Here is a 14685-nt window from a genome sequence, read left to right as displayed (position 1 = left end):
CTTATCCCCGGGTTCCGAAAAAGACGTCTTCCAGGGAGGGTTCCTGCACCTGGAGATCGAGAAGGCGGTCGCCCAGCCCCATCAGGGCCGCCACCACCGCCAGCTTGGCGTCCCGGGGGCAGGCCAGGGACAACACTCCGCCACCCGTGCCGTCATCTTCGGGCAGGGTCACCGGCAGGCCGGCCAGCACGGCGCGCAGCAAGGGCCCGTGGCCCTCGGCCAGCCTAAGCGCCAGGGTCACCGGCAGGTCGAGGCCGTCACGCAGTTGCTGCACCGTGCCCTGGGCCTTGATGCGGCCCGATTCGAGAATGGCCAGGCAGTCCACCCGTTCCTGGATCTCGGCCAGGATGTGGGAGGTGAGCACCACGGTCACCCCGTCGCCGCGCAGCTCGGCGACGATGCGGTAGAAGTCGCGGATGGCTTCCGGATCGAGGCCGGTGGTGGGCTCGTCGAGGAACAGCAGGCGCGGGTCGCCGAGCAGGGCCTGGGCAAAACCGAGGCGCTGGCGCATGCCCTTCGAGTATTCGCGCACCCGCCGCCCCGCGGCGTGGGCCAGGCCGACCCGTTCCAGGGCTGCCGGGCAGCCGGCGTGGGTGACGCCCTTCAGGTCGGCGAAGAAGCGCAGGGTTTCCAGACCGGTGAGGTTGTCGTAGAGCACCACGTTCTCCGGCAGATAGCCGATGGAGCGGCGCACCTGGCGGAAGTCCGGGCCGTTCACCGGCCGGCCGAGCACGGTGATGCTGCCGGCGCTGGGGGTGACGAGGCCGAGCATCATCTTGAACAGGGTGCTCTTGCCCGCGCCGTTGTGGCCGATCAGGCCAAACAGGGCGCCGGCCGGCACCTCCAGGTGAACGCCGTCCACGGCACGGATCTGCCCGGTGGGGCCGAAGCGCTTTTCCACCCCGGCGAGAATGATCGGAGGCGCGATGGGCGGGGATGCGGCGGCGCCGGCTCCACCCGACAGGGCGGCCAGGGAGAGGGAAGTATCAGCGTTCATGGGTATTCAACCAGTTGTTCCAGTGGGGGTCCGCCGGGCGCATCGCCGGGTAGCGGTCCACCACGCTGGGGGCGCGCAGCAAGGGGAATTGCTGGGCGATCAGGCGTAGGGTCTGGATGGCCGGGCTGGCCATGAGCAGCTTGACCATGGGGTGGCGCCAGGAGAGGCGATCCACCAGGTCGTTGGCCTCGTAGCCGACGTCGCCGATGCCGTCGCCGTCCCGGTCCCAGCCCACGTAGTTGCTCCAGTAGTTACCGTGGCCCCTGATACCCTTGCCGTCGCCCTTGCCGCCCCACACCTCGTCCCGGGCGCCGACGTACTTGACCTGCTCCCGGTTGGCGATGAAGTCGTTGTTCTCCACCGTGTTGCGGGTGGAGCCGGCCCACAGGTGCACGCCCACGTCGTTGTCGATGACCCGGTTGCCGCGCAGGGTGTTGTATTCGGCATCGTAGATGAAGAAGCCCCGGGAATTGCCGGCCACCACGTTGTTTTCCACCACCGCGTCCTGGATGGTGCGCAGCATGATGCCGTGGTCGGTATTGCCCCACACCCGGTTGTTGCGCACCACCTGGTCGCGCACTTCCATCAGCGCCAGGCCCCCCCGGTTGCGGTACACCTCGTTGTCCTCCCAGACGTTGTGGTAGGAGTTCATGTAGTGGGTGCCGTAGCGGCTGTGGTGCAGCCGATTGCCGCGGAACAGGGCGTGGTGCGACACGTCCACGTAGAGGGCGTCGCGCACGAAGCTGATGCGGTTGTTCTCGACCCGGGCGCGCTCGGTGTTGTACAGCTGGATGCCGTTGCCCCGCTGGGCCGAGCCCAGGTCGCGCTTGCCGGTGATGACGTTGCCCTCGACCGCCACGTCCTCGACGCCCTCGATCCACAGGCCGAACAGGGTGTCGGCCAGGGTGCAGCCGCGAATCGTGGCGCGGTGGGCGCCGGGCTGGATGTAGATGCCGGCGTTCTGCTCGCCCAGGTCCTCGCCGGAGGCCACCACGTTGAGGTCGGCGATGGTCACGTCGGTGGCGGCCACGCGGATGGTGTCGCCCTTGAGGCCGCCGTCCACCGTGGGCTTTTGCCCGGCTTGCTCGCCGCGCAGGGTGAGGGGCTTGGCGATGCGCAGGTTTTCCCGGTAGCGGCCCCGGGCCACCGTCACGGTGTCGCCGGGGGCCGCCCGGTCGATGGCGGCCTGGATCGACTGGCCGGGCATAACGTGCCAAGTCGCGCGCGCCTCGGCCGCCTCCAGCCCCCCCGCCCGGAGAACGAGCAGGGACGCGGCGATCCACAGGCACCGCCCGAAGAACCAATACTGGCGGGGGGTTTGCCCGGGCCGCCTGAACGAATCGACGGTCACACCACCACCCGGCCGAGGGCCTTCAGGGTGAGGAACAGCAGGGCGCCCACCAGCAGGTTCTTGAAGGCCACGTAGCAGAGCATGTCCATCACGCTGGCCGCCCGGTAGCGCCGGCCCCACCAGGGGCCTTCCTTGACGTAGGGCTTGGCCGACAGGCGCACCAGCACCTCGCAGGCGCTCCAGCCGACCCACCAGCCGATCAGGGCGCCGGCGCCCATCTCGCCCATGCCGGCCAGCACCCAGACGGTGGTCACCGCCACCGCCAGGGCCAGGCCCACGGCCTGCACCAGCTTCTGCCGCGAGAAGCCGGCCCGGCTCCACGGCCACAGGTGGTCCCAGGCCTCGGCGGCCAGGCGCCGGGTGGTAGCGCCGGCGGCGTAGGCCGGCTCGACGGGTTCGGTGAGCATGGCCGGATCAACCATGGGTCGTCTCCTTCGCTGCGGCGCCGGCAGGCACCGGGATGATGGGGATGAAATAGCCGTCCTGGCCGATCGGGGTCAGGGGCTGGCCGGCCTTGGTGCGGCGTTTGCGCTCCTGGACCAGGGGCGGGCAAGCGTGGTCGTCGTGATAGAGGACCATGCAGTCGAGGCAGAGCAGGCATTCGCGCTGGTCGATGCGGCCGTCGGCGTCGATGGCCTGGGAACCGCAGCCGTGGGCGCAGGCGTTGCAGCTGGTGCACTCCTGCTTCCGCTTCAGGCCGAACCAGCGGAAGGTGGTGGGCATGGCCAGGGAGGCGCCCAGGGGGCACAGGTACTTGCAGAAGGGCCGCTCGATGAAGATCGACAGGCCGAGCAGGCCGGCGGCGAACAGGGTGTAGGGCCAGGAACGGTTGAACAGGCCAACCAGGAAGGTGGTCTTGAACGGCTCCACCTCGGCCAGCTTCTCGGCCAGGGGCATGGAGAAGAACGACACCGCCAGGAGGCCGAGGAAGACCCCGTACTTCACCCACTTCAGCTTGTCGTGCAACGGCTTGGGCAGTTTGCCCTGGAAGCGCTTCAGGCCGATGCGCTCGCCCACCTTGTAGAGCAGCTCGGACAGGGAGCCGAAGGGGCACAGCCAGCCGCAGAACAGGCCCCGTCCCCAGAGGAAGACGGTGACGATGATGAAGATCCAGAAGATGAAGATGAAGGGGTCGGAGAGGAAAAGCTCCCACTTCCACTGGAACAGCAGGGAATGGAACCAGGTGAGCACCTGGGTGATGGACGGCTGGGCCATGGCGTGGAAGCCGACGAAGCCGATGGACACCACCCAGCCGGTGTACTTGAAGGCGTTCACCGGCCACTTGTTCTTGCGGTCGGCGCGGCGCACCAGGGCGTCGCGGCGAGAGTAGACCACCGCCACGGCGACGAGCAGGACGACGAAGGCGGCGATCTCCACGGCCCGGTCCTTCCACATCTTCAGCCAGGGGGCGTCGGGACGCTTGTAGGCCGGACGGCCGCCTTCCAGGTAGCGGGCGGGCAGCCACACTTCCCGGTCGAAGTTGGCGAAGGTCTTGGCGCCGGTGGTCTTGTCGAGCTTGTTGGCGAGGAAGACGAACTGCCAGGGGTAGGCGGCGGAGAAGGTCTTGCCGCGCACGATGAAGATGGCCGACTCGGTGTAGGCCGGCGCTCCGGCGGCCAGGACCCCGTAGAGGTTGAGGTAGTCCAGGTCGCGGAAGGTGTAGGTGTCCCGCTCCTGGCGCACCTGGACCCGGTCGTACAGGCCGCCGCGGACGAAGCCGGAGCCCTTGAACGACTCGATGCCGTCGGTCTTGACGACGAACAGGGCCTGCTCGCCCGGGTGCAACCCGGCCATCAGGCGCTCGTAGCCGTCCTTGCCGAGGATGCTGCGGCCCACGGTGGGCACGTTGAGCAGGCCGAACCACAGGTCCACGTAGGGTTGGCCGGTGCTCACCAGGCCCACGTCCTGGGGCTTGACGGTGAGCCGGGCGACGCTGCCCTCGGCCACCAGCTGGTCCCAGGTGAGGGTCTCGCCAGTGTCGATGAAGGTGGCGGGCGGGCGCACCTGGGGCTTGAGGATGCCGACCTGCTTGGCCACCTCGCCGCCGGACACCATCATCACCTGGTTCTGGGCGATCACGGTGACCGTGGCGCCGGTGATGGCGTCCAGGCCGATGATGTTCTCTTCGGGGCGGGCCTTGCCGATCTCGATCTGGTCGCCGACGAACTTGCCCAGGTATTGCTGGTTAAACTTGATCAGGGCCGACTCGGGGATACCGAGCAGCAGGATCGGCTCGGAGTGCTTGAGAATCTTCACCCCGACGAAGTGGCCGGTGGCGTCCATGCCGATCAGGGTGACCACCGGCTTGCCCGAGTAGGCGGGGATGTCCACGATGTCGGTGGACAACATGACGTAGCCCACCAGGGTCTTCTGTCCGCCCTCGGTCTTGTAGCCCTCGACGAAGGGCGGCTGGCCGCGCCGCTCGGAGAAGCTGTCGGCGCCGGGCAGCACCTCGGTGCAGGCCACGTAGTCGCACATGCGCGGCGAACTGTGCAGCTCCGGCGGCAGGGCCGCCTCGTAGGAATCGGCGCGGACCGGCTCCGACAGGAGCACCAGCGCGCCGGCCATGACCATGCCGAGCAGGCCGCCGGCGATGGACCGTTGAAAACGCCGGCAAAGGCGGGCGAACATCATTTACGACTCCCTGAGCGTTACTTCAGCAAATGGTGATTTACGGCGCCCCATCTGCCCTTAACGCAAATCAAGAGCAAAAAACACACGCCACATTCCATCGTCACGAACTGCGCCGCAAGGAAAAAAAGGGAGACGCAAGCGTCTCCCCAACTCTCCATGCGGGTGAAGCAACGTGGCCTTACTTCTCCACGATCATGCGCGAACGCATCTCAAGGTGCAGGGCGTGGCAGAAGTGGGTGCAGTAGCACCAGAAGACGCCCGGCTTGTCGGCCTTGAAGGTCACCGACTTGGTTTCCTGCGGGTTGACGATGAAGTTCACGTCGTACTTGGGAATGGCGAAGCCGTGGGTCAGGTCTTCCACCTTGTCCAGGTTGGTGAGGATGATGGTGACCTCGTCGCCCTTCTTGAGCTTGAACTCGCGCATCGAGAAGGCCGGCGCCTGGGACACCAGGTGCACGGTGACCTTGTTGCCGTTGCGCTCGATCCGGGAATCCTTCGGGTCCTTGGTGGCGAGCGGGAAGTCGTCCAGGGTGCCCACCTGACGGGTCTTGATCTTGTCGCGCTTGACGATGATGAAGTCGTGGGGCTCGGGGTAGACCGGGTGGTCGGCCAGCAGCACCATCTTCTCGCCGCGGATGTCGATCAGCTGTTCGTTCTCGGGGTGCAGCGGGCCCACCGGCAGGAAGCGGTCCTTGGAGAACTTGCAGCCCACGCCGAGGAACTGGCCGTCGGCTTCCTTGGTCTCGCTCATGGACGCGTTGGTGTGGCCCGGCTGGTACTGGACGTCGAGGCGGTCGATGACGTACTTGACGTTCTTGTCCTTGAAGGCCTTGATCGCCGCTTCCACGTTCCACTTCACCATCTGGCTGTCGAGGAACAGGGTGGTGAAGGCGTTGCCGCGGCCGTCGAAGGCGGTGTGCAGGGGGCCAAGGCCCAGTTCCGGCTCGCCGACCACGGCGTCACGGGGCTCCTTCAGCTCGCCGGCGAAGTACTTGTGCACCAGGGCGATCTCGATGATCGTGGCGGTGGGAGACAGCTTGCCGGAGCAGATGAAGTACTTGCCGTCCGGGCTGGCGTTCACACCGTGGGGGTTCTTCGGCACCGGCACGTAGCAGGTCAGGGCGGTCTTCGGATCGGTGTTGGCGGCCTTGGTGCCGTCCACCACGGGGACCTTGGAATCGCCGATGGTCTTGAACTTGCCGTCCTTGATCGCCTGCTCGATGCGGGCCACGTTGAAGAACACGCAGGCGTCGCGCTCGGCGGACATCATGTCCTCGTACTTGGCGCCGCCCTCGGTGTTGTACTGGTTGGTGGCGGTCAGCTTGCCGTCGTAGGAGGTGGCCACCAGGTCGCAGTTGCCGTCGATCTTCACCTGCCAGCGCACGTCCATGGTCTCGGCATCGACGCAGGTGAACAGGGTGCCGTACTTCTTCGGATCGTCCATGTCCCGGCCGTCGTTGGGCTGGGGCAGGTGGAACTCGCTGCCGCAGAAGACGCGGGTGGTGTGGTTGATCTTCTCGTCCACCGGGTCGCAGCGGTCCGGGAAGATGCCGTGGAAGCCCTGGATGTTCGGGATGTCGGTGATCTTGTCGCACTCGAAGGTGTCGAGGCGGATACGGGCCAGGCGGCTGTTGATCTTGTCGTTCACCCAGGCGTACTTGCCGTCGTAGGTGCCGTCGGTGTACGAGGCATGAACGTGGTGGGTATCGCCGATGTGGTACTTGAGCGAGCCGTCGGGCTTGGTGCCCATGATCTTCTTCGACTCGTTGGTGATGCCCCAGCCGCTCATGCAGTCCATGTTGAACACGGGAATGCGCTTGATCTCCCGGCCGGAAGGCAGGCCGAGGACGCGCATCTCGCCGGAGTGGCCGCCGGACCACAGGCCGTAGTAGGTATCCAGCTCACCCGGGGCCATGTGAATCTTCATCCCGCCCTCGGCGTGGCTGGCCGCGGCGGGTGCGGCGGCGCCGGCCGCGGCGGGCTTGTCGTCCTTACAGGCCGCCAGGCCGGTGGCCAGGCCCGCGCCGGCCAGGCCGGTCAGGGCGGCGGTGTTGAGGAAGCGGCGGCGCCCCTGATCGGCCCCGTCGCGATTTTCCACCTGTTGCGTGTCGTGCTTGTTCATTGTGATCTCCCTGGGGCGCATTCCCCGTTGTGTGCCGCTAAACTCGCCGACGCCCAGGGCGCGGCGATTTGTCGCAGGGCGAACTCTAGGCCCGCCCTCCCCAAGGAAATTTGATCTGTGCAAAAACCGCCAAAAAGCGGCTAAAACATTGAAAGAAAGCGCTATTCGCAGCAAATCGAACGCTGCCGGAAAAACCGCATCCGGGCGGCGCCCCCGCCCGATCCCCCTGGAGAACGACCATGACATCCCCCATCATCGCCACCCTGGAAAAACTGCTCGGCGGCCCCCGGGACGGCGCGCTGCTGCGCTTCTCCCTGGCCACCGAATGGCGCAAGGCCGGCGACCCGCTCCGGGCCGTGCCCTACTACCGCCAGGCCCTGGAGCGTGACCCCCACTATTCCGCCGCCTGGAAAGGCCTGGGCCACGCCCTGGCCGGCAGCGGCGACGACGACGGTGCCCTGGACGCCTGGCGTCAGGGCATCGCCGCCGCCACGGCCAAGGGCGACATCCAGGCAGCCAAGGAGATGACGGTGTTCGCCCGGCGCATCGAAAAGGCCCGGGGCGAAACGAAACCGGCGGACGGCGCCGGCACCCCGCCGGCCAGCGACGAAGACCGGCCGTAAGCGCTCCGAAAGGGATCAAGCAAGGGCCGACCTAGCCCATACCGTCTGCGCCTGGCCCGTGTGCGGAGCCGGGCACCAAGGGCGATGGCGCCATCGCCGCGCCTCACTGCAAGCGAGCGCCCGGCTTATTGCGGCAAGAGGAATCCGGCGGCAACCGGGCGGGGAAGGAACGAGCCGAGAAACGAGGGGAGAGACAGGCCCCGGGCCCCCCCAAGGCTCGACATATTACTTTTCTTCATGTTTCAAGAACGCCACTCCGCCAAGCTCAACGACTGGCGCGGACCTTCATTTAACGACCGCCCGGATACATTAATTTCTCTCATGTATCACCCCATGACCGGCGGGACGAGATGGGATGCCGAACACAGCCGATCCGGCCCCGCCCGTCCGCCGCTCCACCGGCCCAGAAGCCCGAATGCCGCCATCTCTGGATGTGCCGCGATACGCGTGCAAACGACGGCAAACGGCGCCTGAACGCCGAGCCCCAGGCGTAGCAGCTCATGGCGCCCAAGCGGCGCCACGGGCACATCCCCGGATTTCGTCGGCCGGAAAAGAAGCGGGGCGCCAGTCGCCGCGCAATCGCACGACAGTAGCGCCCCGTGACGCGGGCCCCAGGCGGGCCCGCCAGATTCAGTGCTTGGCCGGCGGCAGCAACACTCCGTCCATGCCCAAAGACTTGAGTTTGGCCCGGGCTGCGGCGGCCTCGGCCTTGGTCTTGAACGGCCCCACCACCACCCGGGTTTCCAGGTGGGAGGGAATGCCGTGGAGCTGGAGCTTGGCGTGGAGCTCCTCGGCCCGCTGCACGTCGGCGAACAACCCGGCCTGCACGGCGTAGCCGGAGAAGAGCCGGACCGGCGCCCGGGGCGGGGTGGAGAGGACCGGGGCCGGGGCAGGCAGCGCGGCGGCCGCAGCGGAACGCTCGGCCCGGGGCTGGGCTTGCTGGACTGGGGATTGGGGCGCGGCGCTGCCCTCTTCCACCACCCGGGGCTGGCGCGGGGCCGGGGCCGGTGTCACTGCGGCGGCAGCCGGCGCCGCGCGGGAGGCGGGCGCCGCACTGCGGCCGGCAGAGGTAGGCGTGGCCGGCGCGGCGGGCTGGGCAGCGACCCGGGGCGGCTCGGGAGGCGCCGGGGCGGCCACAGTGGCCTCCGGCGCGGCCGGCGTTTCGCCCTTGGCCGCCTTGCCCTCTTCGGGCTTGGCCTCTTCCACCGGGGTCACCGGCTGGGTCACCTCGGTGCGCGGCGGCGGCGCCGCCGGCCGGGGCGCCGGTGGCGCTTCCACCTCGACGGTGGTGGACAGGCGGTCGAACAGGACCAGGGCGCCGAGCAGGACGGCGATCAGCACCGCCGCCAGGGACATGCGCTTGACCAGGGTGCGCTTGAGCTGGTCCTGGGGCGCGGACTCCGGAGCGGGAGCCTTCTTGGCGGCGGGTTTCGGGCTGGGGCGCTTCTTGACGGGGGGTTCGGCCATCGCGTCGCTTTCTTGCCGGAAGTGGAATGGTGAAATTGTCAGGCTACGGAATTGGAACGGTGCAAGGCGTCAGTGCATCAGTGACCGGACGCCCCGGCGCCTCAGCCGCCACCCTGGTTGCGCACCAGGGCCACCACCAGGTCTGCCTCGGCCCGAGCGATGTTGCAGCGGTCGGCGATGGTCTGGGCGTCATGGCCGGCGGCGGCCATCTGCATGGCGTCGCTGTAGAGGGGCGACATGTGCTGGGTGGCCTGGAGCTGGGTGAAACGGTCGCGCATCTCGCCCTGGACCCGCTCCAGCTCGCCCTGGAGGTGCTGGATTTCCTGGCGCAGCATGGTCAGGTCGCGCTCGATGGCCTGGACCACCGGCGTGTCAGCCACCTCGGCGGCCAGGTTCACCGGCAGGGGCGGCGCCAACGGGGCCGGCGCCACGGCCGGTTCCTGGCGCAGCGCATGTTCCCGGGGCGCGGCGGAAGCCGGGGCCTGGGCGGTGTCCTGTACCGCGGCGTAGAGCCGGGCGCCGCTGGCCGCCGCCGGAGCCTCCGCGGCGGCGGGGGCGGACGCCTTCTCGGCGGCGGGGGCGGACGCCTTCTCGGCGGGCTCGTCGGGTTGCGCCTCTTCGGCCTGACGGCGCAGGCGGCGGTAGCGCAGCACCACCGCCAGGATGTAGACGGCAAGCAGCACGACGATCGCCAGCAGGGCGTCGCGCACATTCAGGACGGTGCCCGGGGGAAAACCAAGGGCCGTCAGGTCAAACATGGGCAAACAGGAAAGCAGTCATTGCGGGGCCGAAAAGGAGGAGCGGGGCCGGCGGGCGCCCGCAGCGGCCATTATGCCAGACCCCCCGCGCCCCGCCCCGGCCGGCGCGTCCCGGCGGGCCCGCTAGCCCCGCGCCAACGTCGCCGCCAGCCCGGTGGCGATGCGCGCCGCCAGGGCGTAGAGGGTGAGCTGGGGATTGACCCCGAGGGAGGTGGGCAGCAGGCTGCCGTCGGCCACCGTCAGGCCCTCGAGCTGGTGGTGGCCGCCGTCGGGCCGGACCACGCCCCCCGGCGGTTCCGGGCTCATGGCGCAGCCGCCCATGACGTGGGCGCTGACCACCTTGGCCCGGCCGGCCTGGAGCGGCAGCCGCGCCAGCTGGACCGCCGCCGCGCCCGGATCGGCCATGGGCCGGGCGTCCAGGTGCACCGGCATGACGCTGCGGGCGCCGGCGGCGAACTGGATTTTAGCCATGGCCTGCCAGGCGCGCCGCGCCGTCTGCCAGAAGGCGGCGTTGAGGGGGTAGTCGAGACGGGGGTCGCCGTGGCCGTCGAGCACCACCCGCCCCCCCGGGCTGTCCGGCCCAAAGCCGTCGCGCACCAGGGCGAGGATGGTGTGGCCGTGGGCCAGCCCGGCCATGAAGTCCCGGTGGCGGGCACCGAAATCGCCCATCACCACGGCGGCGAGCAGGGGATGGACCGGCGGCACTTCGAGCTTGAAGCCCAGGGTGCCGTCGGCGGGCCACAGGTAGTCGTCCACGTAGACCGACTGGGGCGCCCCGGCGAAGGGCTCCACCGCCTCGGCGAAGGTGGCCGCCGACAGCACCACCGGGTGGAGAAAGGTGCGCGCCCCCAAGGTGCCATAGGGGTCGGGCGCCCGGGAGCGCAGCAGCAGGGCCGGGCTGCCGATGGCGCCGGCGGCCACCACCACGTGGCGGGCGCGCAGGGTCAGGGCCGCGTCGCGGCGCACCTGGCCGAAGCTATCGACCGGATGGGCGCGCACCCCCTGCACCCGCTTGCCGTCGTGCAGCAGCGCCTCGGCCCGCACCCGGGACAGCAGGGTGGCGCCGGCGGCCATGGCCGCCGGGATGGTGGTGACCAGCATCGACTGCTTGGCGTTGGTCGGGCAGCCCATGCCGCAGTAACCCAGGTTCCAGCAACCCTTGACGTTGCGCGGGATGACCTTGGGCGCGAGGCCCAGGCGCGCCGCCCCTTCGGCGAGCAGACCGTTGTGGCGGTTGGGCGGCACCGTCCAGGGGGCCACCGACAGCCGCGCCTCCATGCGCGCGAACCAGGGCGCCAGGGCCTCGGGGGTGAACCCGGCCAGGCCGTGCGCCTCGCGCCAATGGGCCAGGGTGGCGGCCGGAGTACGGAAGCTGGAACACCAGTTGACCAGGGTAGAGCCGCCCACGGCCCGGCCCTGGAGGATGCCGATGCCTTCATCCACGGTCTTGCGCCCGGCGGACTCCTGATAGAGGGCCGGGTAGGCCTCCCGCTCCAGCATGTTGAAGTCCCGGGAGGTGCGCAGGGGCCCCTCTTCCACCAGGATCACCGACAGCCCGGCCTGGGCCAGAATCTCGGCGCACACCCCGCCCCCGGCGCCGCTGCCGACGATGACCACGTCGGCGGACAGGGTGCGGTCTTCGCCCAGGGTGGCGCCGTCGAGATGGCGCCCGCGCCAGGGGCCGGCGAACGCGTCGCCGACGGGGTCGGGCAGATGGCTCACGGGGCCCGTCTCACGTTTCACAGTTGGGGAGGGCCGGGGTAGCCGGTGCCGGCCCAGTGGTCCGGGTCACCGTACCAAACCCCCAGGACCAGGTCGTGGAGGCCGGCGTAGGCCCGGTTGAGCAGGGCCAGGTCGGCATCGCGCCAGGCCGCCAGGGCCCGGGCGGCCTGCTCCGGAGTCAGGGCCCGCCAGGGCGTGATCCCGTCCGCCGGCGTGCCCAGCCCGACCAGGGCCGTCCGGCCGCCCCGGGTGGTGAGCAGGTCGAACAGGCGGCGCAGGTCGCCCCGGGTGCGCGGCGGCAAGCCGGCGATGGCGATGTCCACGCCCTGGGCCAGGGCCGCCCCGTGGGCCGGCGAGAAGGCCGGCTGGACGCCGTCGAGCAGCCCGCCGGCCAACGCCGCCAGCACCGCCCGGTCGAGGGGGCCGAGGAAATGGTAGGCGTGGCCCGGATCGTCCAGCCGGGACCCGTCGCCACCCAGCCCCCACCAGGCGGCCGAGGCCAGGGCCAACCCGCCGGCCAGGGTGGCCGCCAGGGCGCGGCGGCGGCCCGGCGAGGCGGGCGCGTGACCGGGGCCGAGGCCGAGGTCGGATGCCGCTTCGGGCGCGGGCGCATTCATGGCCGGGGCGGGCGGCCGAGCATCAGCCGCAGGATCAGGCGTTGCAGGCGGTCGCGCCAGGCGCCCCCCGCCGCACCGAAGGGCGGATGGAGCAGGCTGGCCGGGGACCAGCGCCCCTGGCGCAGCACGGCGCGCACCTGGGAGAAGGCGGCGAAGCCTTCGGGGCCGTGGTAGCGCCCCATGCCGGAGGGGCCGACGCCGCCGAAGGGCAGGTCATGGACCCCGACGTGGAGCAGGCAGTCGTTCACCCCGACCCCACCCGAGGCGGTGGCATCCAGGGTAGCCCGGACCCGCAGCGGGTCCGGGTCGAACAGGTAAAGGGCCAGGGGCCGGTCGCGGCGGTTGATGTAGGCCAGGGCATCCTCGTGCCGTTCGTAGGGCACCAGGGGCAGGTAGGGGCCGAAAATCTCTTCCCGCATCAGGGCCGCCTCGTCGGGCACGCCGGTGAAGATGGCGGGCGCGAGGCGACCGTCCGCGGCTGGCGCCTCGGGCAACAGGGGGTGGCGCACCGCCCCGGCGGCTTCCGCCGCCTCGGCCCAGCCGTGCAGGCGCCGGCGGTGGGCGTTCAGGGCGATGGCGGCGTAATCCGGGCTGGCGGCGTCGCCGTACAGGCGTTGCGCCGCCGCCCGGGCGTGGGCGATGAAGGCCGCCTCCTGGCCCCGGGGCAGCAGCACGTAGTCCGGGGCGACGCAGCTCTGGCCGGCGTTGGCCAGCTTGGCGAAGACGATACGGGCGGCGGCCAGGGCCAGGTCGGCCCCGGGGGCGATCAGCACCGGCGACTTGCCCCCCAGTTCCAAGGTGACCGGGGTGAGGTTGGCGGCGGCCGCCGCCATCACCCGGCGCCCCACGGCGGTGGAGCCGGTGAACAGCAGGTGGTCGAACGGCAGCCGGGCGAAGGCCTGGGCAAAAGCCAGGGGATCGTCCCCCTCCCCTTCCCGCACCACCCGCACGTGGTCCGGCGCGAAGGTGGCGGCGATCAGCTCGGCGAAGCAGGCGGCGAAGGCCGGGGTGTGCTCGGAGCACTTGATCAGCACCCGGTTGCCCGCCGCCAGGGCCGCGGCCAGAGGGCCGACGGCGAGGAACAGGGGGTAGTTCCAGGGCACCATGACTCCCACCACCCCCAGGGGCTGGTGGCGCACCTGGGCCCGGGCCGGCCAGAACCACATGCCGACGCGGCGGCGCCGCGGGCGCATCCAGGCCGCCAGGTGGCGCCGGGCGTAGGCGATGCCTTCCAGGCTGGGGAAGAGTTCGAGCAGCTCGGTCTCCCGGGCCGACCGGCCGCCGAAATCCCGGTCGATGGCCTCGGCCAGGGCGTCGCCGTGGCGGCCCAGGGCGTCGGCCAGGGCGGCCAGATGCTCGCGGCGGCGGGCGGCCCCGGGGGCCGGGTCGGCCGCGAAGCCCCGGCGCAATCCGGCCAGGGCCGCCGTCAGTGCGGGAAAGTCGTGCCTGCCGGGGGCATCGTCCGGGGCGTTGGCGGCGGCGGGCAAGGAGTGGACGCTCATGGCGACTCCGGAAGGGTGACGAACCTCAGGCGGCGCGACGCCGGGCCCGGGGTAATGGTGGCTGCGGCGGGGCGGCATCGGCCCGGTCCAGTTGCTCCAGCACCTCGGGCGGCGGCAGGGACAGGTCGTCCCCGTCGGCCTGGGCACGGGCAGCGAGCTTGCTCTTGTAGAACGCCTTGGTGGCCACGTAGACAGTCTTTTCCAGTTCCACGTGAGCCACGCCGTGGCGGTCTTTCAGTTCGATGCAGAACGTCGGGGTGCTTTCGCCCTTTTCCAGCACCTCGCGGCGGATCGCCTCGACCCGCTCGACGGGGATGTGGAAATCGGCGAACAGGTGGCTGCGCCCGGGGCGCTTGTAGCGGATGCTGCCGGCCTTGTCCCAGACGATCACGTCGTTGCCCAGCTGCAGGGCGAGCAGCATGGCGAACATGGGGTCGGTGAAGGCGTACAGGCTGCCGCCGAACAGGGCGCCGGCGGGATTGCGGGTCTTCCACGAGTAGGGCAGCACCACCTTGATCCGGTCCAGGTCGCGGGAGATGTGCACCACCCGGCCGCCGGTGGCGCGGTAGGAGGGGTAGAGGTTGAACCCCCACTTCAAAAGCGTTGCCCGCCAGGCGGCGGGCACGCGGTCGATCAGTTTGGGACGCATGGCCAGGGCTGGGAGTAGCGAAAAAACGGGGCGGCCGAAGAGGAGGGAAAGACAGCCGCCCCGTCCTGCCGAGGATACTGCCTGAGACAAGCACCAGGCAGAATCGGCAGGATCAAAGAGACTCGAACACCCCCGCGGCCCCCATGCCGGTACCGATGCACATGGTCACCATGCCGTACTTGCCCTTGGTGCGCTTCAGGCCGTGCAGCAAGGTGGCGGTGCGGATCGCCCCGGTGGCGCCCA

At 70.1% G+C, this 14685-nt stretch carries 12 protein-coding genes and 1 pseudogene; 1 reads left to right on the top strand and 12 read right to left on the bottom strand.

Features of this window, described 5'->3' with window-relative positions:
- Position 1: 1 nt before the first annotated feature.
- From LWW89_RS16095 to nosZ, 5 genes are all read right to left on the bottom strand, one after another.
- Positions 2-997, bottom strand: a complete 996-nt coding sequence (locus LWW89_RS16095; protein ID WP_293265993.1) for an ABC transporter ATP-binding protein — start codon at positions 995-997, stop codon at positions 2-4.
- Positions 987-2204, bottom strand: a complete 1218-nt coding sequence (locus tag LWW89_RS16090; protein ID WP_293265991.1) for a nitrous oxide reductase family maturation protein NosD — start codon at positions 2202-2204, stop codon at positions 987-989. The genes LWW89_RS16095 and LWW89_RS16090 overlap by 11 nt, the downstream gene beginning before the upstream one ends.
- Before the next feature lie 140 nt (positions 2205-2344).
- A complete protein-coding gene (locus tag LWW89_RS16085; protein ID WP_293265989.1) occupies positions 2345-2770 on the bottom strand; it encodes a transcription regulator in 426 nt (141 codons plus the stop codon).
- Entirely contained in the window at positions 2763-4922 is a 2160-nt protein-coding gene (locus LWW89_RS16080) for a NosR/NirI family protein (RefSeq protein WP_293266093.1), read from the bottom strand. The genes LWW89_RS16085 and LWW89_RS16080 overlap by 8 nt, the downstream gene beginning before the upstream one ends.
- A 238-nt stretch (positions 4923-5160) precedes the next feature.
- A complete protein-coding gene (gene nosZ / locus LWW89_RS16075; RefSeq protein WP_293265987.1) occupies positions 5161-7104 on the bottom strand; it encodes a TAT-dependent nitrous-oxide reductase in 1944 nt (647 codons plus the stop codon).
- A gap of 239 nt (positions 7105-7343) precedes the next feature.
- On the opposite strand from nosZ, the gene LWW89_RS16070 reads away from it, so the two are divergent.
- A complete protein-coding gene (locus LWW89_RS16070) occupies positions 7344-7727 on the top strand; it encodes a tetratricopeptide repeat protein (protein ID WP_293265985.1) in 384 nt (127 codons plus the stop codon).
- 630 nt (positions 7728-8357) lie between these two features.
- Here LWW89_RS16070 and LWW89_RS16065 read toward each other — a convergent pair.
- The 7 genes and pseudogenes from LWW89_RS16065 to LWW89_RS16035 form a co-directional block, all read right to left on the bottom strand.
- Positions 8358-9194: an SPOR domain-containing protein gene (locus LWW89_RS16065; protein WP_293265983.1), complete on the bottom strand. Its 837-nt coding sequence runs from the start codon at positions 9192-9194 to the stop codon at positions 8358-8360.
- Between the two features lie 101 nt (positions 9195-9295).
- Positions 9296-9952: a DUF2802 domain-containing protein gene (locus LWW89_RS16060; protein WP_293265981.1), complete on the bottom strand. Its 657-nt coding sequence runs from the start codon at positions 9950-9952 to the stop codon at positions 9296-9298.
- Between the two features lie 123 nt (positions 9953-10075).
- Complete coding sequence (locus tag LWW89_RS16055; protein WP_293265979.1) at positions 10076-11674, bottom strand: GMC family oxidoreductase; 1599 nt, start codon at positions 11672-11674, stop codon at positions 10076-10078.
- A 17-nt stretch (positions 11675-11691) separates the two neighbouring features.
- Positions 11692-12291, bottom strand: a complete 600-nt coding sequence (locus tag LWW89_RS16050; protein WP_293265977.1) for a hypothetical protein — start codon at positions 12289-12291, stop codon at positions 11692-11694.
- Positions 12288-13793, bottom strand: coding sequence for an aldehyde dehydrogenase family protein (locus tag LWW89_RS16045; protein ID WP_293265975.1), 1506 nt, complete (start codon positions 13791-13793; stop codon positions 12288-12290). Before LWW89_RS16045 ends, LWW89_RS16050 begins: the two co-directional genes overlap by 4 nt.
- Before the next feature lie 25 nt (positions 13794-13818).
- Entirely contained in the window at positions 13819-14442 is a 624-nt protein-coding gene (locus tag LWW89_RS16040) for a DUF4442 domain-containing protein (protein ID WP_293265973.1), read from the bottom strand.
- A gap of 112 nt (positions 14443-14554) precedes the next feature.
- Positions 14555-14685: pseudogene (locus LWW89_RS16035) on the bottom strand (acetyl-CoA C-acyltransferase); the annotation flags it as partial.

The sequence above is a fragment of the Oryzomicrobium sp. genome (assembly GCF_021287045.1).
GTDB lineage: Bacteria > Pseudomonadota > Gammaproteobacteria > Burkholderiales > Rhodocyclaceae > Oryzomicrobium.
Note: the sequence above shows the minus strand (reverse complement) of the source record. Positions and strands in the feature narration are given on the sequence as shown.